Raw genomic sequence first — 22,233 nt, forward strand, 5'->3', positions numbered from 1 at the left:
TTCAGCATCATGAAAGAAATTAATATCAGAAATGTAGCCATAACGTTTATCGTTGCATTGATTATATGGTTTATTCCTGTACCGGAAGGTGTTACCCAGGATGCCTGGCACCTTTTTGCCATTTTTGCGGCAACTATCCTAGGAATCATTCTTAAAGCAGCCCCAATGGGAACCATGTGTATGATGGCTATAGCCTTTACAGCCCTAACACAGGTGGTAGCCCCCGGAGATGCCGGAAAATCAATTACCAAAGCACTTTCCGGATTTGGAGATAAAGTGATCTGGCTGATCGGGATTTCCTTTTTTATTGCCCGGGGATTTATCAAAACCGGACTGGGGAACAGAATTGCCTTCCTGTTCATCCGGATTTTTGGGAAAAGTTCATTGGGATTAGCTTACGGACTGGGATTGGCAGATGTATGTCTTGCCCCTGCCATTCCGAGTAATACGGCAAGAGGCGGCGGGATCATCTACCCGATCATGAAATCTATGGCCATCAGCTTTGATTCTGTTCCGGAAAAACCGGAAACCCACAGAAAACTAGGCTCTTTTTTAACACTGAACAGCTATTATATGAACCTCATCGCCTCTTCCATGTTCCTGACGGGAACTGCAAGTAACCCGATGTGTCAGAAATTTGCAGCCAATCTCGGAATTAACATTACTTGGATGTCGTGGGCCGCGGCAGGGTTCCTTCCCGGATTGGTGGCATTCTTTGTGGTTCCGTTGGTTCTATATAAATTATATCCGCCTGAACTTAAAAAAACTGGGGACGCCCCTAAAATGGCGGCTCAGAAATTAAAAGAAATGGGACCGATCTCCAGAAATGAATGGTTGATGCTTCTTGCCTTCTTCATTCTTCTTGCCCTATGGATATTTGGTGCATCCCTTTCTATTGATGCTACCACAACAGCATTCATCGGACTTACTTTATTGCTACTCACTTCAGTACTGACCTGGGAAGATGTAAAAGGTGAAAAAGGAGCATGGGATACCATCGTTTGGTTTGCCGTTTTGGTGATGATGGCAAGCTCTTTGAATGAGTTAGGCTTCATCGGCTGGTTCAGTGACCTGATTAAGGTTAAAATCGGCGGATTAAGCTGGCAGGTTGCCTTTCCGGTGATCATTGTGGTGTATTTTTTCAGCCATTATATTTTTGCCAGTGCTACAGCCCACGTGGCAGCGATGTATGCCGCTTTATTAGGCGTAGGTGTTTCTCTGGGAATTCCGCCAATGCTTTTAGCTATGATGCTTGGTTTCATGGGATCTGTGTACGGGGTTCTTACCCATTACGGCCACGGCCCGGCTCCGGTATTCTTCGGAAGCGGCTATGTAGACCTTAAAGTCTGGTGGCTGAGAGGCCTTGAAATAGGAATTGTTCTGCTTATTATCTATATGGCCGTTGGTGGTCTGTGGATGAAAGTTTTAGGATATTATTAATCATTAAATCAAAAATATGCTGTCAACATTGTTAAGAAAAATGCTGATGTGTCTTACAGGACTTTTCCTGTGTTTTTTCCTGCTGATTCATTTTCTTGGAAATCTTCAGCTCTTTCTTCCGGCCGAGCGGGCGCATCTGCAATTCAATGCTTATTCACATTTTCTGTCGGGAAATATCCTGATCAAAATCGTTTCCTATGTTTTGTATGTGAGTATTATTCTGCATGCCGTGGATGGACTGATCATTACTTTAAAAAATAAAAAATCCGGTGGAAATTACCGTTCTGAAAACCGGGGAAGAGCCAGTAAGTGGTATTCCCGCAATATGGGAATTTTAGGAACTTTTGTTCTGATTTTCCTGGTAATTCATTTTCAGAATTTCTGGTACGTGTACAAGTTTGGGAATACACCATTGGATGCCAATGGAAATAAAGACCTGTACATTCTGGTGGTTACTGTTTTCAAGGAATGGTGGTATGTCATCATCTATGTGTTATCGATGATTGCACTCTGCTACCATCTTATCCACGGAATTTACAGTGCTGCAAGAACTCTGGGTCTGTACCATCCTAAGTTTGTTAAATGGTTTCAGACAGCAGGAACAGTTTATTCGGTTATTATCTGCCTGGGATTTGCCCTGATGCCGGTATATGTATTTTTTACTGCTCACTAAAACAGACCAATCATGATTTTAAATTCAAAAATACCAGAAGGCCCGCTGGAACAGAAATGGGCTTATTATAAAAAGAAAGCAAAACTTGTTAACCCTGCCAATCGCAAGAAACTGGATGTCATTGTCGTGGGAACTGGTCTTGCCGGAAGTTCTGTGGCTGCATCTCTTGGTGAAATGGGTTATAATGTGAAGGCATTCTGTTTTCAGGACAGTCCGAGAAGAGCCCATTCCGTTGCAGCACAAGGTGGTGTAAACGCAGCTAAAAACTATAAAAACGATGGCGACAGTGTTTACAGAATGTTCGTTGATACTTTAAAAGGCGGCGACTTCCGAGCCCGTGAAGCCAATGTCTACCGTATGGCAGAATGTTCTTTGAATCTCATCGATCAGGCTGTTGCCCAAGGTGTTCCTTTCGGAAGGGAGTACGGTGGTTATCTTAACAACCGTTCTTTCGGAGGGGTACAGGTAAGCAGAACGTTTTATGCGAGAGGACAAACCGGACAGCAATTGCTGTTGGGAGCTTACCAGGCATTGATGAGACAAGTCGGAAAAGGAAGCGTACAACTGTATTCCAGACATGAAATGCTTGACTTAGTCGTTATTGATGGCAAAGCAAGAGGAATTATTGTACGGAATTTAGATACCGGGGAAATTGAAAGACACGCTGCCCATTCTGTCATATTAGCAACGGGAGGTTACGGCAAGATTTACTATCTGTCGACTTTAGCGATGGGATGTAACGGTTCTGCCATCTGGAGAGCCCACAAAAAAGGAGCATTAATGGCTTCACCAAGCTGGATTCAGGTGCATCCTACTTCTCTGCCACAATCCGGAGATTATCAGTCTAAATTAACGTTGATGTCTGAATCTCTCCGTAATGACGGGAGAATCTGGGTTCCTTTGAAAAAAGATGATAACAGGCAGCCTAATGATATCCCGGAGGATGAAAGAGATTATTATTTGGAACGCAGATATCCTGCTTTTGGGAATTTAGCCCCTAGAGATATTTCATCCCGTGCTGCCAAAGAAAGAATTGATGCAGGCTTCGGGATAGGACCTTTGAAAAATGCCGTTTATCTTGATTTTTCAAAAGCAATAAGGGAACAGGGAAAGGACAAGATTATGGAGAAATACGGAAATTTATTTGATATGTATCTTAAAATTACCGGATATGACGCCTATAAGGAACCGATGATGATCTCTCCTTCTGCCCACTTCTCTATGGGCGGACTTTGGGTAGATTATGAGCTGATGACTACTATTCCCGGGCTTTTTGCACTGGGAGAAGCTAATTTTGCAGATCATGGTGCGAACAGACTAGGTGCCAACTCTCTTCTTCAGGCTTCTGTGGATGGTTATTTTATTGCTCCTTACACGATTGCCAACTATCTGGCCGATGAGATTCACACCGGAAAAATTTCTTCTGAGACACCGGAATTTGAAGCTGCAGAACAGGCTGTTAAAAATCAGATCCAGAATTTTATGAATATTAACGGAACCAAAACGGTTGACTATTTTCATAAAACATTGGGAAAACTTCTGTACGATTATTGCGGACTGGCCCGAAATGAAGCAGGCCTGAAATACGCCATTGAAAAAATCAGAAAGCTGAAACAGGAATTTTACAGGGATGTAAGGGTTTCCGGACAGGGAGATAGCATGAACAGTGAGCTGGAAAAAGCCGGCCGTGTGGCGGATTATTTTGAAATCGGGGAACTGATGTGTTATGATGCCTTAACCCGTAATGAATCCTGTGGAGCCCATTTCCGGGAAGAATTTCAAACTCCGGACGGAGAAGCCCTGAGAAACGATACTGAGTACCAGTTTATCTCAGCATGGGCCTGGACAGGTGAAAACAGTGAACCTGAACTGATTAAAGAACCGCTGGTTTTTGAAGAGATCCAGCCAACGGTAAGAAGCTACAAATAAAAACAAAAAATTATGGATTTACATCTTAAGATATGGAGACAGAAAGACAAACAAAGTGAGGGAAAACTGGTCAGCTACGACCTTAAAGGATTAAATCCCCACATGTCTTTCCTGGAAATGCTGGATACTTTAAATGAAAAGCTGATCACTGAAGGCAATGAACCTGTAGAATTTGATCATGACTGCCGGGAAGGAATCTGTGGACAGTGCGGTATGATGATTAACGGAATCGCCCACGGTCCTTTAAAAAATACGACCACCTGCCAGCTTCATTTACGTTCTTTCAAAGACGGGGAAACGATTCTGATTGAACCTTTTCGTGCTGAAGCTTTTCCTGTAAAAAAAGATCTGAAGGTAGACCGTTCTGCTTTTGACCGGATTATTTCCTCAGGCGGATTTGTGTCTGTAAACACGGGACAGGCTCCAGACGCCACTGCCATTCCGGTTACGCACCAGACTGCTGAAGAAGCTTTTGATTCCGCGGCATGTATCGGATGTGGTGCCTGTGTAGCGACCTGTAAAAACGGAAGCGCTGCTCTTTTCACCTCAGCAAAAATCACGCATATGGTATTGCTTCCTCAAGGTAAAGAGGAAAGAAACAACCGTGTGATGAATATGGTTGCCCAGATGGACAGTGAGATGTTTGGACATTGTTCCAATACGGAAGCCTGCGAAATGGAATGTCCACAGGGAATTTCTGTCCTGAATATTGCCAGAATGAATTATGAATACAGCAGAGCTCTGTTTTTCAGGAAAAAATGATCATGCTGATAGTATTTATCTGAACCATTAAGGTTCTGCTAAGAGTTAAGGTTAATTAAGAGAAAGATAAAGGGTAAAATTGTGGATTATAAATTTGCAGTTTTACCCTTTGTTTTTTTATCTTTTAACTACGGATTGATCATAGCCACTACTCTAGCCGGAGCGGCAGATCCACCTACAATTTTTAACGGAAATACGCAGACTTTGAATCCGGAAGGGGGCAATGCACTAAGATTGGTCAGCTGCTCCATATGAAGGTATTCTTTTTTGATGCCTACGCGATGAGCTTCCCAGAAAAATTCGGGATCGTTCATTTCTTTTGCTTTTCTGGCCATGTATTTTAGAGGAAGATCCCATCCCCATTGGTCTATTCCCATTACTTTGACTCCCTGATCAATCAACCATTCGGTAGCTTCACGGCTCATTCCGGTTCCTTTTTCGGCAAACTCCGGAGTTCCCATCAGTTGATCACAGTCAGTTCTGATCAGGACAATATTGCCCTGCTGAATGGTAATTCTGTTTTTATCGAGATCTTTTTTAAGATCGTCCACGGTAATGGCAACGAAATCCTCTTTATGGCTGCAGTCGATCACAATTCCATCGCCATAGCACCAGTCCAATGGGATCTGATCAATAGTTTTAGCCGGTTTTCCTTCCACTTCGGGTCCGTAATGCCATGGAGCATCAATATGAGTGGTTGAATGAAGTCCCATGTTTTTTATCTTATCATCTGCCCATCCTGTCCAGTTTTTAGGAAAGAGCTTAAACGGAAGGTTTAAAGCCAGACGGATCAGCCAATGTGATTTTTTATGAGACTTATGTTTGATCTTCACTCTCATAAACCAGGGATCACCTGCGTTGTACTGAATGGGTTTTGAAAGGTCTATTATAGTTGTTTTCATCGTATGATATTATCGCGAAATTACAAAAAAGACAGACTGGAACTTTAATTAAAATACGAAATTAGAAAGAGCTCTATTTTCTGCAACGGTTGCCTTTATGGTTTGCTGTAATAGTTTCCCATAAATTTCTCAGATAGTACAGATCTTTGTGAGTATTTTTCTCTCGCAGATTCCGCGGATTGGGCAGATTTTTTATTTATTGCGGTTTTACAGATGGGCTGTATAGGTTTAGGCTAAAGCCAATGGATTGGTTTCATTATTTAGGCGGACTAAAGTCCGCCTCTATTGAATAAATTCTGCAAATTATATGTAATTCTTCCTGACTACAGGTTTCCATTTTAACTTATACTTCTTTATCAAAGTAAAGTCTATAATATTTCCCTTTGTCATCTTCTCCAGTTTCTATTTTCTGACGGTCTCCGTGGATATAGATGTGGAAATTTTTGTCCAGTTTGATAATGCTTTTGAAATGGCGCTGTGTTTTTTTTACTGCAGCTTCACTGATTGGAAATTCTTCAGCAATATTGATCTGCATATCCTGTTCGTAATCTGTTTTGAAGTTGACAAAACTTTCAATTACATGCTCATCACCCAGTACTTCATTGGCAAAATCGTCCAGTTTGAACTCTTCTTTCTCTTTAAAGAAATTAATTGATTTATTAAGGAAATCGGCCTGGTCGGCTTTAGAAACTTCAAATTCCTGCGGAAGCTGTTTCGTGATATAATCTTTGTAGACCATTAGGGCTTCCTGGGTGTGGAAATACTCATCGTCACGTTGTTTTACTTTCAGAAAGTCTTCAAACCAGTAATACATATCTCCGTTTTTATTGTTGTCTACCACAGAAAGTACATATCCGGTATCTTTATGATTATTGTAGATCAGGGCAGCCTTATCAATTTTAGACAGACCGATTCCCTGGTCTTTTTCAATGTCGAAAGTTTCTTCCAGAGGATTAATTTTCAGGAAAGATTCTCTTTTCTCTGTTTTAAAGATTCCGATCTTATCCACTTTATCCGGACGGTCGCTCTCCTCTTCAAAGTAAACAATGAACAGTTCCCCGCTCTGTACTCTAGGGTTTTCCGCTGCCTCGAAAAGATGTTTGGCAATATTCTCAGATTCCCAAAGAAATTTGGCTTTGTCTTCAAAGATTTCAGACACCGCACTGTAAACCGGGTTATTGACTAAATAGGTATCGCTGTAAAAGTGGAAAGTTTCTTCTGATTTAAAAGATCCTAAAAAGTAATTTTCCAGCAGTTCTGCCATTCCTTCCTCAAGCTTCAGCTCTTCCTGGGAAAGCGTTAACGAATCTCCGTTGATTTTATTTCCTACTCTGTGTACTATTATTTTTGAAAACATGTCCTGAATATTTTGGACTGCAAAGATAGATGGTTTGAAGCGAAAAGCAAAAGACTAATGAGAAGACAGCAAAATTTACGGTGTATAGCTTTCATTCGTCTCATTTCGATAAAAACCTTATCATTTTGACAGTATTTTCCTGATTAAACACCTCATCAAAAACAACACATATTATTAAAAATCAAATAATTACATTAAAAACCTATTCAAAGGTACAGCGTTGGCATCATGGTTTTCAAAACATAAACCTATGGACTTAAAGACTTTAAACCGGATTGACAAACTAAGAAGATTAAAAAGCAGGGGACCAAAAACTCCGGAGTGGCTGAAACCTTACCATCTCCTTTTCATGGCTTTCCTTGCTGTTTTCATCATGGGTGCAGTCCTTAAATTAATAGAACAAAATCATTAGTAATATGAATTATTCAGATGCCGCCCAGGAGATTACAGAGATTCTTCCTGATTTTGAAAATCAACTTGCAGGTTTTATGCCTCAGAACTCCCACAGTGTTATCCGCACTTTTACCGAATGCATCAAAAACATGATCAGACAGGATGACAGGAATCTTATACCGGAATGCCTCCGGAAGATGAGCAGAATTTACACAGACGGAGATGCCGCATTAAAAAATGCAGTTGAAAATATTTTCATCTATTCTCTGGACAATTTTACAGCATTCTGTACCGGGGAATACAGAAATGTGATCTTTAGTCACATTTCACAGGACCTTCAAAAGTGCTATACCAGACAAATTTACAGTCACGGAGTATAGCATTTTATTACATTTTTCATCCGTTTCATTACAAAGTGTTTAAATTAAACAAAAATTAAAACAACTCACAATCAATAGATTATGAAAAACAAAATCAGAAAAATTTCAGATTGGAAAACATGGAAAACCACGACCAACAGGCATAATTCCGAGATATTACTCACTCACATCGCAGTGATTGTCGGGGTCTTTATTTTTGCGGCCTGTCTGTAAATTTTGGTATACATTTCGCTGCAATAATAAGTGTTTGAAAAATCTTAATTATGATGAAAGTACCAATGCAAACTATTAATCAAAAAACAGCTGTTGAATACTTAAAATTTTTCTATCCTCCACTCCGAAACGAGATCACTCAGTTATCCCTTCAGGATAATTTTGCAGGGGTGATTCAGGCAACAATCAATTACCTGAAAAATCTGCTTCAGGAATCGAAAATCAATATCATCGCCCATCATATCAAACTGATGGACATGATCTATAAGAATGGGAATTCCTATGTAAGAACGATGATTGAAAACCTGTTCGTAAGATCATTTGAAAGCTTTAAAAAGCATGCTAAAATTGCCCACTGGAAACTTCTGTACCAATATATGCCGGTAAGCTTCCAGATCATTTATAATGAGCAGCAGAAGCAGGATGAACTATTCTTTAAGAAATAATTTAATTTGTCAATAGAACTCCTCTGGTATTTTTACCAGGGGAGTTTTTTTTAGAGGCTGGAAGATGGAAGAAGGAGACTGGAAGTTACTTTTAGTTATAGATAGCGAAAACCTCTGTAAAATCAAATTAGCTAAAAAAAGGGCAATCTATTATTGATGACCTTCAGAACCTCCCTCTTCCATCTCCCTGCTTCCAAGCTCTATAAATCAAAAGTTCTTATCCCGAACCGAGATTATTTTACTAAGAGCCTACTGCTAAAAAAAGAGGGCAATCTGATGCATGGAAGCTTTATATCCGCAGTTCAGCTAATGAAATTTTTAAAGGCAGGTATTCAACATCTTTACGTCCTTTGATTACCATATTCTCACCTTCCAGATTTATGGATTTATAGATTTCAAGGAAAAATTCTATTCCATGCGCCGTTTGATCTATATTCTTTTCAAAAATAACAGTACCATCCTGCTCCAGGGTAAGTTTTGAATACATTCCCTCTTCTTTAAAAACAATCCAGACAGAAGCTCTGATCTTTTGTCCTGATAAAACGATTTCGGTATCTACTACTCTGAAATCAGGGTTAAGTTCCATTGCAAGTCCTTTGTGGTAAGCATAATCAACAGCTTCAGTCAAATCTTTATTCTTCATCAGTTGAGCCGAATCCTTCAAATACTGACATCCGCGTTCCCAAAGAAAGACACTTTGTCCGGACCAGCTAAGTTTCATGAACTCATCCTGATCAAACAATCCATAATACTGTAAGTCGCCGCCAGAATAATAGGGTGTATTTTTAGGTATTACAGGAAATAATTCATATGTTTTTTCTGTATTGAATTCAAGATTGATGAATGGAATCTTTTTTCCATTATATTTTTCATTGAGAAGACGATTCAATAACGTTCCTAATCCGAAAAACTGTCCGGAAAGATGCTGAATCCGTTCAGATCCGTCTCTGAACCAAAATAATGTTCTGCCTATTTTCATGATAATTTGTTTCTTATTTCATTACAATTTTGAAAATTACTTCCCAATCAGCTTTTTTAATTCTTTTTCATCCGATAATCCGGTAGAAGCTGATAGTATTTTAAGATTATGATCAACCAGAACAGTATACGGAATGGCCTGATTGAGTCTAAAATGAATTTGAAGAGCTTCCTTCTCAGCACTGTTATTGCTTATGATCAGCTGTTTCCAGTTCATTTTTTCTTCTTTCAAGGCTTTTTGCCAGGCTGCTTTGTCTGTATCAATAGAAACGGAAATCAATTCAATTTCCTGTCCGTATAAGGAATAGATTTTCTTCAGCATCGGGATTTCCTGTCTGCAGGGTCCGCACCAGCTTGCCCAGAAAATGATTAAATGTTTTTTGTAGCTCTTATCGGCAATTTCTCTTTTTACTCCGGTATGATCTTCAAGCAGAGGAAGAGGAATATTGTTTTCGTTAAATCTTTTTTTGTTATAGGTTTGAAGTTCCTTATACATTTTACTTTGTGTAATTTCCCCCTTAAAAGATTTCAGAAAATCGTCTACCTGCTGTGCAGAAAAGCTGTTCTTATTTTCGTTGATTTTATTCAATAAATGAAACGAATAAGGATATTTGATTATTTTTTCCTTCACCGTCTGAGCGGCTCTTTCTTTAATCTCTTCAAACAGATCAGCATCCACATTAAACAGAGCCTCCGTCTGTTTTCCGGCAGCAATTTCAGGGACGGTTACCAGTTTATAGCTTTCCGAAAGCTTGATATTTTTGGGAACAAAGTCTTTGAATTTACCATTAATTGTGATTTGCGGATCATTCATAAAAAACTGGGATTCCCATTTTCCGTTCCTGTATTTTGCATGGGTGGGAAAACTAAAAGCTCTTAAAACTCCTTTCTGGTCTATATGATCCAGCCCAATATAACTGGGAACTTCCTCTGCTTTCCACTGATGGGTTAACTTAAAATTACCTCCTTTCGTTTTTACGCTATCAATTCTTTGAGAGGGGTTGCCTTTATAGATATATAACATTCCGTCTGGCAGATTGGGAATTTTGCCCTGGATAATGGTTTCTTTTTCTTTCTGAGCACATGAAATCACTGAAAGTACAATACAGAAAACAGATAATAATTGAAACCCGAACAGTAAACGTAAAACTATAGGAATAGTTTGTAAAAATTTCATGGAATTAGTTTTTGATTTACACCCTACGAATGTAGTTATTTTCCGGTTATTAATTCACTTTTAACTCCAGGAAGCATTATCAGCATAAATAAATTCAAAAAAAATAAAATATTCATTCCATAATGTACAATCATTAAATACTTTAGACGATTTTAATCAAATTTGGTCATTTTTGTTATATTTGAAAACGTTACCTGTTAAATAAGTACCGTTTTTTAACTTGGATTCTTTATTTGAAAAATTATATACCGGCTATAAGCATCAGGTCTTTTTTTTCGTGAAAAAATATGTTCACGGGCAGGATGACATTGAGGATATTGTTCAGGATATTTTTGTTCATTTATGGAAACACAGAGATTCTTTAGGTACGAATACAGATGCCATTGTTTACAAAACAGCCAAGCAGGAAATTGCCAATTTTTACAGAAAAAATAAGCTTTCTTTTACCGACCTCAACGAAGCATCTGTTCCGGATACCGAAAAAGAAGAATATGATGAGGAGGAATCCGGAAAACATCTGGAACAGATTAAAAATTTACTGGATCAGGTTCCTGATAAAAGCAAATCATTCTTCCTGAAACATAAAATTGAAGGACAGAGCTATTCCCAGATTGCCGAAGAACACAGCATTTCTAAAAACGCTGTTGCCAAGCACGTGAATAAGGTACTGAACCTCATCAAAACTCACCTCCATTTCTTTTTTTCGTTATTAATTCTCATAAAAAAGTTTTTTTAGGGTTGACGATTCCGGATTTCTGCGTAATACTATACAGCAGGCAATTTTTTTGCCGCTTGAAGAATCCGAAAAATAATTCATCATGAGAAAAACGTTATCCTTTCTTTTTTTACTTTCAGCTGCTGTTTTCTATAATGCACAAACTACTAAAGAAGAGATCACTTCCGATCTGAGAAACACAGGCGGAGTTTATCTGGCCTACCCTACTCCTACTCAAAAATTGACGGCAGTTCCTTCCGGATATCAGCCGTTTTACATCAGTCATTACGGCAGGCATGGTTCCAGATGGCTGATCAATGAAAAAGATTTTTCCGGGGTAATGGGTATCCTGAAAAAAGCAGCAACCAATAATGCATTAACGGAAACCGGAAAATCAGCTCTTCAAAGGCTTGAAAAGATCTGGATACAGGCTGAAGGACACAACGGAGATCTTACCGAACTCGGCGCATTACAGCATAAGCAGATTTCACAGAGAATGATCAAAAATAATCCGCAGGCTTTTGAAGGCAATGCCATTGTGACCGCCAAATCCACGGTGGTACCGAGATGTATTCTCAGCATGGCTTATTTCTCCAATGAAATTATGGCCTACAATCCTAAAGTGAACCTCACCATGGAATCTTCGGATAAGTATATGAAATATCTTAATCATCATACGAAAGAATCTATTGATTTTCGTGCAGGAGATAATTTCTGGCAGGAGGAAAAGAGAAAATTCAGACAGGATCATTTCCAGACCGGAAGATTCATCAAAAATCTCTTCAATAATGAGGACTATATCTATAAAAATATAAATCCTGAAAAGGTAATGGAAGCATTTTACTGGATAGCGAGTGACATGCAGAATCTGGAAACTGATATTTCTTTTTATGACCTGTTCACCAAAGACGAAATTTTCAATATTTACCAAAGCGTCAATTATCAGACGTATGTGAATGACGGCCCTTCACCATTGAGCAAAGGCCTGGTAAAGAACAATGCCGCTCCATTGGTTAAAAATATCCTTGCTGAAGCTGATGATTATATTAAAAACAATAAAAAAGGAGCTTCTTTACGATTTGGCCATGATGGGAACATTATTCCACTGCTAGCTTTCCTGAATATTGAGGGAATGAACAGAGAGGAAGCAGATCCCAAAAATGTTTATAAAGTCTGGAATACTTTTCAGGCAGCTCCAATGGCCGCCAATTTACAAATGATATTCTACAGAAATAAAAAAGATGATATTCTGATAAAACTGCTTCATAATGAAAAGGAAGTGCATATTCCGGTTCAGACTGACAGCTTTCCATATTATCATTGGCAGGATGTGAGAACGTATCTGGAAACACTTACTAAGTCTCTATAAAAAATTATCAAATTGAATATCAGTGTTTTAAAAAATAATATTCTCAAAATTAATTTTTCAGGTTGACGATTTAAGATTTCCGCGTAATACTAAATAAGACTATTATGGAAGACCAAAATTTCAGACATAACTGGGAAGAAACCTCCAGGGAAAACCAGAAGATCGATAACCTTACGGATGCTCGTATCAGGGCAGGTATTGAGCGTAAATTAAAATCCCGTAGAAATAATTACAGAAAATTATACTGGACTGCCGCCGCTGCAGCTGTACTCATCGGAATCTTCATGACGTGGAATAACCCGTCTCCTGTATCTAAAGAAACGGTCAAAACACAATACTATTCCAGCTCTGATTATACCAAAACAATCCATCTGCCGGATGGGAGCCATATTGTGCTGGAACCTCACAGTACGCTTGTTCTTTCCAATGAATTTGGTAAAGAAGACAGAAAAATCACTTTTATCGGTAAGGCTACTTTTGATATTGCCAAGGATAAAGCCAGACCATTCCGTATTAATGCTAAAGATTTTGAAGTTCAGGTTTTAGGAACGAAATTTTTCCTGGATCAGACAACCGGCAGCCAGAAAGTGGAATTGTTTGAAGGAAAAGTAATGATCAGCCATCATGGAAAGACCACCTATTTACTGCCTAATGAAAGCTGGAATCAGAAAGCTGAAAATAAAAAGCAGACCTATTATGCTGCTGATTCTAAACGGGATTTTTCTTTTGAGGACGATAATTTCGGAACGATTATCTCGGAACTGGAACAGGTATATCATATAAAAATCCGTTATCCGAAAGAATATGAAACCAAAAAGATAAGAGGCTCTTTCTCCGGAAATCTGGATGAAGTTTTATCTGCCGTATGCTATCCTTTCAACCTTAAAACGGTAAAAATATCAGATAAAGAAATAGAATTACAATAAAAAAAGCACCGATAATTGGCGTTATCGATGCCGGATTAACTCTTAAACTCGCGAAAGTCTAATTAAGTTTAACTCCCAAATTTATGAAAAAAACAATAATATCCATTGTTTTACTGGTTTCAATCGGGACACCTGCTCTTCATTACGGGCAAAACAGGACCTCTCCGGCTACTCAGCAAAAAGTAAACCGGGTACCCATTTCCAAAGTTCTTGACAAACTCAGCAAAACATCAAAAGTTCAGTTCCTGTATTCCAGTTCAGATTTCAGGGATGTTCTTATTGATGAGAGCAACATCAATTACTCATCTCTGGAGCAGTCTCTTACTTACCTTAAGAAACATTATCCGCTGGAATACGAAATAAAGAACAATACAGTTATTCTCCGCAAAACAGCGGCCCGAAAGGCAATCGCTCAAAATTCAGAAAACTTTTCTGCGTCCGATACTTTGGCTATAAAGGAGAAAAAAATTGATGAAGTAGTCATCATCGGATACGGAAAGGTAAAGAAATCGGATGCCACAGGTTCACTGACTACGGTAAAAATTGACAGTGAAAACAACGGAAGCCCAGTTTCTGCACAGGATGCACTGGCAGGAAAAGCTGCCGGGGTGAATATCATTTCTCCCGGAGGAGCTCCCGGTGCCGGCTCTACCATCAGAATCAGAGGAGGTTCTTCCCTTTCGGCCAGTAATGACCCGTTGATCGTTATTGATGGAATTGCCATCGATAATTCCTCGACTTCAGGTTCCAGCAACATCCTGGGAATGATCAATCCGAATGATATAGAAAGCTATACCGTTCTTAAAGATGCTTCTTCCACAGCCATCTACGGTTCCCGTGCTTCCAACGGAGTGATCATTATTACCACCAAAAAAGGAAGTAAAAAGACCAGATATCAGTATTCATCAAACACCAAGGTGAGCTACAATCCCAAAATGCTGGATGTTCTGAGCGCTGATGAATACAGAAGCTTCATCAAAAATCAATATGCAGGCAACAGTACAATTATTAATGGCCTTGGTGCTTCCAACACTAATTGGCAGGATGAAATCTACCGTACCGCGGTGAGTAATGATCAGAATTTCAGTATGACGGGTGCTGTTAAAGAAATTCCATATCGTTTATCTTTAGGCTATACCAATCAGGAAGGGATTATCCGTAAAAATGCCTATGAAAGAATGAATATGAGCCTTGCCCTGAATCCTTCTTTCTTCAATAAACACCTGAACGTTAACCTGAATTATAAGCCAAGTATTGAGAATAATGATTTTATTTCCAATCCGGCAAGTGGTGCAGCGTCTTTTGACCCTACCCGTCCTGTGTACAGCAATTCTTCTCCATATGGATTAGGCTATTTTATCTGGACAGATGCTTCAGGGAAACCGATCACTCAGGCCGGAGCGAATCCTGTTTCTGTTCTTGATCTGCGAAAAGATGAATCTAAAGTGATCCGTCACATCGGTAATATCCAGATGGATTACAAAATTCATGGATTTGAAGATTTAAAACTGAACGTCAACGCGGGTTTTGATATGCTGAAAAGTGACGGGGACGTATTTGTTCCGGACAATTCCCCGCTTTCATGGACTTCTATCGGAAATGATGGTCAGGGGCTTATAGAAGCGTATACCCAGAAAAAGAAAAACCTTCAGCTGGATCTTTATGCCGATTATAACAAAAGTATCGGAAGCCATAAAATTAATGTGATGGGAGGTTATTCCTGGCAGAAATTCTGGAAAAGCTATGATGACAACCAGACGAATCTTACGGGATCCAAAATTTACCGGGATATTGTTACCAAATCTGAGTATTATCTGGTTTCGTTTTATGGACGTCTGAATTACAGCTTCAAAGACCGTTATCTTTTCACAGCGACACTAAGGAATGACGGTTCTTCCCGTTTTTCTAAAGAAAATCATTGGGGGCTCTTCCCTTCGGCCGCTTTTGCATGGAAGATCAATGAAGAAAGTTTCCTGAAAGACAAGAATATTTTCTCTGATTTAAAACTGAGATTAAGCTACGGAAAGACCGGCCAGCAGGATATTGGTGGTGATTATGAATGGATGCAGACCTACACTTTCAGCCAGTCCAATGCGATGTATCAGTTTGGGAACCAGTTTTACCAGACGATTCGTCCAAATGGTTACGATCCCAATCTGAAATGGGAAACCACCTCTACCTACAACATCGGTCTAGATTTCGGAATCCTCAAAAACAGGGTTTCCGGAACGGTGGAAGTCTATAAAAGAACAACGGATGACCTTCTGAACAAAATTTCTGTGGCTGCAGGTTCCAATCTTACCAATATGATCTATACCAACATCGGCTCAATGGAGAATAAAGGGGTTGAGCTTACTTTAAATACCATTCCTGTAAAAACGGATAACTGGCAGTGGAATCTGGATATGAATCTTTCTTTCAATAAATCAGAGATCACTAAACTTACCCTAGTGGACAGTCCTGATTATGGAGTGAATATCGGGAACGTTTCGGGGGCTACCGCAGGAACCATCCAGGTTCATTCAATCGGATACTCTCCTTACACGTTTTATCTGTATCAGCAGGAATATGATGCCAACGGAAAACCCATTGAAGGAAAGTATAAAGGTGGCCTTGTAAAAGATAAGAGCCCGATGCCGAAGTCTTACCTTGGTATTTCCTCAAAAGTAAGCTATAAAAACTGGTATTTAGGATTCAACGGTCATGCTAATTTTGGAAATTATGTTTACAACAATGTGAAATCTAAGGATTATAAAACAAAAGCTTATTCAGGAAACGGAACGTACAGCAATCTTTTGAGCTATACAGCAGAACAGGGATTTGACAACCTGCAGCTCTACTCGGACTTCTTCCTTGAAAAAGCATCGTTCTTCAGGATGGACAATATCACTTTGGGACACAATTTTAAAAACATCAGCAACAAGTTTGATCTGGGAGTGAATTTATCCATGCAGAACGTATTCGTCATCACCAAATACAGCGGACTGGATCCTGAAGTCTATCTGGGAATTGACAATAATATCTATTCAAGACCACGCTCGTTCCTTTTCGGGCTTAATGTTAACTTTAAATAATATCATGATGAAACGTTTATATATACTACCGTTTATACTCCTTCTTTTTACAGCAGGCTCATGTGTTAATGACTTAGACACCGCTCCTATTGATCCTAATATGGTAACCGGGGAGCAGATCTACTCCAATCCTGCAAATTACAAAGGTGTTCTTGCCAAATGTTATGCTGCATTATGCCTGAGCGGGCAGGAAGGTCCTACCGGAGATCCAGATATGGGTAATTTTGATGAAGGCTACAGTTCATTCATCCGTCTTGCATTTTATATCCAGATCCTTACAACCGATGAAGCGATTATGGGTTCACAAACCAACGGTCTAAGACAGCTTGCCACCAATACCTGGGATCCCAATACGGCTATTTTGAACGGATATTACGCAAGATTGTACCAGATCATCGGATATACCAATGAGTTTTTAAGACAGACTACCGAAAGCAAACTTGCGGAAAGAGGCCACACTGATCCGGATTTTAAACAGCAGGTGAACTATTTCCGTGCTGAAGCCCGTTTCCTGAGAGCTTACTCTTACTGGGTTCTTCTGGATACCTATGGAAAAGTCCCTTTTGTAACCGATGCTGATAAACTGGATCCCCAGTTTCTGCCTAAACAGATTTCCAGAACGGATCTGTATGCTTATGTTGAAAATGAACTTAAAGAAATTGAAACCACCCTTCCCACATCCAATGAATACGGGAGAGTGGACAAAACCGCTGCTGATTTCCTTTTGTCAAGACTTTACCTGAATGCCCAGGTGTATACAGGTTCTCCTCAATGGACAAAAGCTGCTGAATATTCGGAAAAAGTGATTGGAAGCCACTACAGCCTTTCACCGAAATATCTTTACAACTTCCTGGCAGATAATAATACATCTCCTGAGATCATCTGGTCCCTGAATATGGATGGTATCCACTCCAAAACCTATGGAGGAACAACGTTCTTTGTACTGGCACAAACCGGAGGAACCATGCTTACTTACCTGAATATGGGTATTGCCGGAGGATGGGGAAATATCCGTGTTCGTCCGGAATTTGTCAACAAGTTTCAGGCAGCAGATCAAAATTTCAGTACTTCAGATCCTAATGCTTTCACTAAAAATGACAGCAGAGCATTGTTCTTTAATATTGGTCACAAAAAAGATATTGCTGCTCTTCCCGGAACCTTCCAAGACGGGTATGCTTTTACCAAATGGAGAAACGTTACCAAAACCGGAACTGCAGGTTCTGATGCGGCCTATGTAGACACCGATTTCCCGATGTTCCGTCTTTCTGAAGCTTACCTGACAGCAGCTGAAGCCTATTTAAGAACAGGAAATACTTCTACTGCCCTTAATTACGTGAACATAGTAAGAAACAGAGCCTATAACAACGGAAACGGAGCGATTACCTCATCTGACCTGAACCTGAATTTTATTCTGGATGAAAGATCAAGAGAACTTTCATGGGAGCTTGTCAGAAGAACTGACCTGATCCGTTTCAATAAGTTTACCGGAGCTGATTATACCTGGAGCTGGAAAGGAAATACCCAGACAGGAAAAGGAATTGCAGAAAAGTATAACATCTTCCCGCTGCCTTCCGCTGATATTACCGCCAACCCAAATCTGAAACAGAACGACGGTTATTAATACACATTAACATTTCATAATAAAGACACCTGGTTATCCGGGTGTCTTTTTTTGTAGAAATTATTCTGTACTGGACTAAATTTATCTGTCACAATTAGCCGTAAATACAGGATTGGGTAGCTTTTTCACGGTTGTCTGTGGCTGTGAAGTTCCTGCGATTCTGTCAAATTTCATCAGAACATCATTGTTATGGTAATCTTTACTGTTATAGTTCAGTTGTTTTGCCGGGACAGACGGATTTACATATACATTTTTTACTTTGTCATACTTATAGCTTTCCAGACTAATTTCCCTGTCCATATCATCATGGGTATTATAAGCGTTGTTGACTAATTTATAATCTGCAGCAAAAGCCCGGTTGAAAGCCCCTTCTATAAATTTCAGTTCTTCTTCATTAGGAAATGCTTCTTTGATTGTAGATTTTTTGAAAGGCTTTCCTGAATCATCATCCGGATCAGATAAACCATTTTTTGTTATTTTAAAAATAAAATCATTGTGGTACAGACTGTCCTGCATATGCTGAACGATAAAGTCATTATAATCTTCTGTTGGGAAACTGTACATCAGCTTCGGTATATCAACACCTCGTCCATTCTCATTGTTTTGCTCTTCCAGTAATGTAATGGCTGTAGGTTTTTCTTTGAAAACATGAACATTAGGATAGTCAAAACAATTGGCATTTTCATTAAAAAGCGGCTGCATTTTATTGGGAAACTCACCTACTACAATTCCATTACCGATACCATCTCCCATGAAACTGATGCGCATTCCTGCTTTAATAGAAGGGTTTTTCCTTGCATAGACATAAAATTTGGCATCCGGATTTTGGGGTTTTAAATAAAGATGATCTTTTTCAATACTCCAAGTTCCTTTTATCAGTGTTCCGTAAGCCATGACCAGAAAGGTTTTGTTTTTGTTGATGACAAAAGCGGCCCCTTTAGCCTTATAAACCCCGTCGATATTTTCAGCATTTTTCTGAGCGTAGATCAGAGTACAGTAAAACATCATCAAACCTGCAAGCATTCTGCTAAAATTCAATTTCATCATATCAATATTTTGATAAAGATCGGGAAAAAAAGTTGAAAATGGTTTTTTAAGACTCATAATCATTATAGTTATTTATATCCAATTTAGATATTAAAAAAAATGCCATACATTCGCGGAATCAATCAAATATTTTACGCTATGAATAAAATTATTTTACTTTCAGCTTTATTATTTTCCTCTTTATCATTTTCCCAGCAGCTTACGGGTGTAGGATTTCAAAAGGATGAAAATGAATCCTGGGCTATTCAGGTTGATCTCTCCTCAAAACAGAATGTTTCCGTTTCTTATCCAATACTGGGATGCTCCGGTAAATGGGTTCTGATTAAGGAAGAAGCTAAAAAAATCCTATTCAAGGAAGTAATTGAAGAGGGATTAGATAAATGCATTCCAACCAGCTTTATTTCTTTAGTGAAAGATGAAGTGTCTCCAACCGCTTACAGGTTTTATATTTTTGAACAAAAAGAAAGTAAAGTTCCTTATGCTATCGGGGTTCTTGAAGAACAATAAAATACAAAAAACCGCCGTATAACTCATTTATACGGCGGTTTGCTATTTATTGTAAATTGATTTTAATCAATCATTATTTCACCTCTTCGAAGTCTGCATCTTGTACATCCTCACCTCCAGCATTGTTACCTCCAGGGTTTTGAGCTCCTGCACCCGCATCAGCACCTGGCTGTTGACCAGCTGCGTACAATTCTTCAGAAGCGGCCATCCAAGCTGCATCTAACGCTTCAGTTTTAGCTTTTACGTCGTCAGCATTTTTAGCTTCGAAAGCTGTTTTCAATTCTGCGTGAGCTGCTTCAATAGCTGCTTTTTTGTCAGCAGAAAGTTTTTCACCGAATTCTTTCAATTGCTTTTCAGTCTGGAAGATCAATCCGTCAGCTTTATTGAAGATCTCAACTTCTTCTTTCTTCTTAGCATCAGCTGCAGAGTTTTCCTGAGCTTCTTTCTTCATTCTTTCAATTTCTTCGTCAGAAAGACCTGAAGACGCCTGAATTTTAATCGTCTGCTCTTTACCTGTTCCTTTATCTTTAGCTGATACGCTTAGGATACCGTTAGCATCAATATCGAAAGTTACTTCAATCTGAGGAACTCCTCTTGGTGCTGGCGGGATATCTGTAAGATCAAATCTACCAATTTCTTTGTTATCGTTGAACATGGATCTTTCTCCCTGTCCTACTCTGATGCTTACTGCCGGCTGGTTGTCAGAAGCAGTAGAGAATACTTCAGATTTCTTCGTTGGAATGGTAGTATTCGCTTCAATTAATTTAGTGAATACAGATCCCATTGTTTCGATACCTAAAGAAAGCGGGGTAACGTCAAGAAGTAATACGTCTTTTACATCACCTGTTAATACACCACCCTGAATAGCTGCACCAATTGCTACAACCTCATCCGGGTTCACTCCTTTAGAAGGTTTTTTACCGAAGAATTTTTCAACTTCTTCCTGAATGATCGGGATTCTTGTAGAACCTCCTACCAGGATTACTTCGTCGATATCTGAAGTAGATAAACCTGCATCTTTTAATGCTTTAGCAACCGGCTCCATAGATCTTCTTACAAGATCTGCAGATAATTGCTCGAATTTAGCTTTAGTTAAAGTCTTCACTAAGTGTTTAGGACCTGTAGCTGTAGCTGTGATATAAGGAAGGTTGATCTCAGTCTGTGGAGAAGAAGACAATTCGATTTTTGCTTTTTCAGCCGCTTCTTTCAATCTTTGAAGAGCAATGGCATCAGTTTTTAAATCTACTCCTTCTTCAGCTTTGAACTCATCAGCCATCCAGTTGATGATCACATCATCAAAGTCGTCACCTCCAAGGTGAGTATCACCGTTTGTAGACAATACTTCAAATACACCGTCTCCTAAATCAAGGATAGAGATATCAAAAGTACCACCTCCAAGGTCATATACCGCGATTTTCTGATCTTTATGGTTTTTATCAAGACCGTAAGCTAACGCTGCAGCTGTAGGTTCGTTGATGATTCTTTCTACTTTAAGACCAGCGATTTCACCAGCTTCTTTAGTAGCCTGTCTCTGTGCATCATTAAAGTAAGCTGGAACAGTGATTACCGCTCTCGTTACTTCCTGTCCAAGATAATCTTCAGCCGTTTTCTTCATTTTCTGAAGAGTCATTGCAGAAATTTCCTGTGGAGTATATTCTCTGTCGTCAATTTTTACTTTTACGGTATCATTCGGTCCTGCTACTACTTCGTAAGGTACTCTTGAAATTTCCTTAGCATCTTCTTTAAAATGAGTTCCGATAAATCTTTTGATAGAGTATACAGTTTTCTTTGGATTCGTTACAGCCTGTCTTTTGGCAGGATCTCCTACTTTTCTTTCACCATCTTCTGTAAATGCTACGATAGAAGGTGTTGTTCTTTTACCTTCAGCATTAGGAATAACAACAGGGTCTTTACCCTCCATTACAGCAACACAAGAGTTGGTTGTTCCTAGGTCAATTCCAATTATTTTACTCATAATATTTTTAATTTTTCTAATTTTTATTTTTTAATTTACACTCTCAATTTCTCAATATCCATACCATTCAAAAAAATATGACAAAATGACACAATAAAAATAAAACCCCGATACAATCGGGGTTTATTTGAATTAATACTGGAAATATTTTCATTTTATTTTTTACAACATCTGTCTTTCTTTCCCTATATAATCAGAGAATAATCTTTCTTTAATATATTTATTATGCAGATTCAGTCAATTTCAACAAAATTTCCTGATCTATATTCTATTATTAATTAAAAAATATTTTTTTCAGAAAAAAACACGACAAGTTTTGTCGTTTCATAGAAATACATTTACAAAACAG

General features: G+C 38.9%; 20 protein-coding genes. 14 read left to right on the plus strand and 6 right to left on the minus strand.

From position 1 onward, the window contains the following. The first annotated feature begins 9 nt into the window (after nucleotides 1-9). From FW768_RS09375 to FW768_RS09390, 4 genes are read left to right on the plus strand one after another with little or no spacing between them, the layout of a single operon-like run. Nucleotides 10-1,440, plus strand: coding sequence for an anion permease (locus FW768_RS09375; RefSeq protein WP_153394795.1), 1,431 nt, complete (start codon nucleotides 10-12; stop codon nucleotides 1,438-1,440). 16 nt (nucleotides 1,441-1,456) lie between these two features. Further along, nucleotides 1,457-2,113, plus strand: coding sequence for a succinate dehydrogenase cytochrome b subunit (locus FW768_RS09380; protein WP_153394797.1), 657 nt, complete (start codon nucleotides 1,457-1,459; stop codon nucleotides 2,111-2,113). Nucleotides 2,114-2,125: 12 nt separating this feature from the next. Continuing rightward, on the plus strand, nucleotides 2,126-4,042 hold the full coding sequence (locus FW768_RS09385) for a fumarate reductase/succinate dehydrogenase flavoprotein subunit (protein WP_153394799.1): 1,917 nt from the start codon (nucleotides 2,126-2,128) through the stop codon (nucleotides 4,040-4,042). 12 nt (nucleotides 4,043-4,054) lie between these two features. Further along, a complete protein-coding gene (locus tag FW768_RS09390) occupies nucleotides 4,055-4,804 on the plus strand; it encodes a succinate dehydrogenase/fumarate reductase iron-sulfur subunit (protein WP_153394801.1) in 750 nt (249 codons plus the stop codon). Between the two features lie 128 nt (nucleotides 4,805-4,932). Here the strand turns inward: FW768_RS09390 and FW768_RS09395 are convergent, their stop codons facing one another. Both FW768_RS09395 and FW768_RS09400 read right to left on the minus strand, forming a co-directional pair. Next, nucleotides 4,933-5,706: a cyclase family protein gene (locus FW768_RS09395; RefSeq protein WP_153394803.1), complete on the minus strand. Its 774-nt coding sequence runs from the start codon at nucleotides 5,704-5,706 to the stop codon at nucleotides 4,933-4,935. A 343-nt stretch (nucleotides 5,707-6,049) separates the two neighbouring features. Then, nucleotides 6,050-7,063, minus strand: a complete 1,014-nt coding sequence (locus tag FW768_RS09400; RefSeq protein ID WP_153394805.1) for a nucleoid-associated protein — start codon at nucleotides 7,061-7,063, stop codon at nucleotides 6,050-6,052. A 250-nt stretch (nucleotides 7,064-7,313) separates the two neighbouring features. Here FW768_RS09400 and FW768_RS23515 point away from each other — a divergent pair, with 250 nt between their 5' ends. The 4 genes from FW768_RS23515 (at nucleotide 7,314) to FW768_RS09410 (ending at nucleotide 8,495) form a co-directional block, all read left to right on the plus strand. Beyond that, nucleotides 7,314-7,475, plus strand: coding sequence for a hypothetical protein (locus tag FW768_RS23515; protein ID WP_185151960.1), 162 nt, complete (start codon nucleotides 7,314-7,316; stop codon nucleotides 7,473-7,475). Between the two features lie 4 nt (nucleotides 7,476-7,479). Then, a complete protein-coding gene (locus tag FW768_RS09405) occupies nucleotides 7,480-7,836 on the plus strand; it encodes a DUF7674 family protein (RefSeq protein ID WP_153394807.1) in 357 nt (118 codons plus the stop codon). An 81-nt stretch (nucleotides 7,837-7,917) separates the two neighbouring features. Beyond that, nucleotides 7,918-8,049, plus strand: a complete 132-nt coding sequence (locus FW768_RS23840; RefSeq protein ID WP_262486735.1) for a hypothetical protein — start codon at nucleotides 7,918-7,920, stop codon at nucleotides 8,047-8,049. A gap of 50 nt (nucleotides 8,050-8,099) precedes the next feature. Next, on the plus strand, nucleotides 8,100-8,495 hold the full coding sequence (locus FW768_RS09410; protein ID WP_153394809.1) for a DUF7674 family protein: 396 nt from the start codon (nucleotides 8,100-8,102) through the stop codon (nucleotides 8,493-8,495). A 289-nt stretch (nucleotides 8,496-8,784) separates the two neighbouring features. On the opposite strand, the gene FW768_RS09415 is transcribed toward FW768_RS09410, so the two are convergent. Next, entirely contained in the window at nucleotides 8,785-9,474 is a 690-nt protein-coding gene (locus FW768_RS09415; protein WP_153394810.1) for a hypothetical protein, read from the minus strand. A 36-nt stretch (nucleotides 9,475-9,510) separates the two neighbouring features. Next, a complete protein-coding gene (locus FW768_RS09420) occupies nucleotides 9,511-10,650 on the minus strand; it encodes a TlpA disulfide reductase family protein (RefSeq protein WP_153394812.1) in 1,140 nt (379 codons plus the stop codon). Nucleotides 10,651-10,870: 220 nt separating this feature from the next. Here FW768_RS09420 and FW768_RS09425 point away from each other — a divergent pair, with 220 nt between their 5' ends. From FW768_RS09425 to FW768_RS09445, 5 genes are all read left to right on the plus strand, one after another. Further along, nucleotides 10,871-11,386: an RNA polymerase sigma factor gene (locus FW768_RS09425; RefSeq protein ID WP_153394814.1), complete on the plus strand. Its 516-nt coding sequence runs from the start codon at nucleotides 10,871-10,873 to the stop codon at nucleotides 11,384-11,386. A gap of 82 nt (nucleotides 11,387-11,468) precedes the next feature. Further along, nucleotides 11,469-12,734 carry a histidine-type phosphatase gene (locus FW768_RS09430; RefSeq protein ID WP_153394816.1) on the plus strand — a complete coding sequence of 422 codons (1,266 nt, stop codon included), beginning with the start codon at nucleotides 11,469-11,471 and terminating at the stop codon, nucleotides 12,732-12,734. 104 nt (nucleotides 12,735-12,838) lie between these two features. Next, nucleotides 12,839-13,660, plus strand: coding sequence for a FecR family protein (locus tag FW768_RS09435; protein WP_153394818.1), 822 nt, complete (start codon nucleotides 12,839-12,841; stop codon nucleotides 13,658-13,660). Nucleotides 13,661-13,743: 83 nt separating this feature from the next. After that, complete coding sequence (locus tag FW768_RS09440) at nucleotides 13,744-16,734, plus strand: SusC/RagA family TonB-linked outer membrane protein (RefSeq protein WP_153394820.1); 2,991 nt, start codon at nucleotides 13,744-13,746, stop codon at nucleotides 16,732-16,734. 4 nt (nucleotides 16,735-16,738) lie between these two features. Further along, nucleotides 16,739-18,355: a RagB/SusD family nutrient uptake outer membrane protein gene (locus FW768_RS09445; protein ID WP_185151961.1), complete on the plus strand. Its 1,617-nt coding sequence runs from the start codon at nucleotides 16,739-16,741 to the stop codon at nucleotides 18,353-18,355. A gap of 81 nt (nucleotides 18,356-18,436) precedes the next feature. Here FW768_RS09445 and FW768_RS09450 read toward each other — a convergent pair whose 3' ends face one another. Beyond that, complete coding sequence (locus FW768_RS09450) at nucleotides 18,437-19,402, minus strand: hypothetical protein (RefSeq protein WP_153394823.1); 966 nt, start codon at nucleotides 19,400-19,402, stop codon at nucleotides 18,437-18,439. Between the two features lie 138 nt (nucleotides 19,403-19,540). Here FW768_RS09450 and FW768_RS09455 point away from each other — a divergent pair, with 138 nt between their 5' ends. Beyond that, entirely contained in the window at nucleotides 19,541-19,909 is a 369-nt protein-coding gene (locus tag FW768_RS09455; RefSeq protein ID WP_153394825.1) for a hypothetical protein, read from the plus strand. 73 nt (nucleotides 19,910-19,982) lie between these two features. Here FW768_RS09455 and dnaK read toward each other — a convergent pair whose 3' ends face one another. Further along, nucleotides 19,983-21,884: a molecular chaperone DnaK gene (gene dnaK / locus FW768_RS09460; RefSeq protein ID WP_153394827.1), complete on the minus strand. Its 1,902-nt coding sequence runs from the start codon at nucleotides 21,882-21,884 to the stop codon at nucleotides 19,983-19,985. Between the last annotated feature and the right edge of the window lie 349 nt (nucleotides 21,885-22,233).

The sequence above is a fragment of the Chryseobacterium vaccae genome (assembly GCF_009602705.1).
GTDB classification, from domain to species: Bacteria; Bacteroidota; Bacteroidia; order Flavobacteriales; family Weeksellaceae; genus Chryseobacterium; species Chryseobacterium vaccae.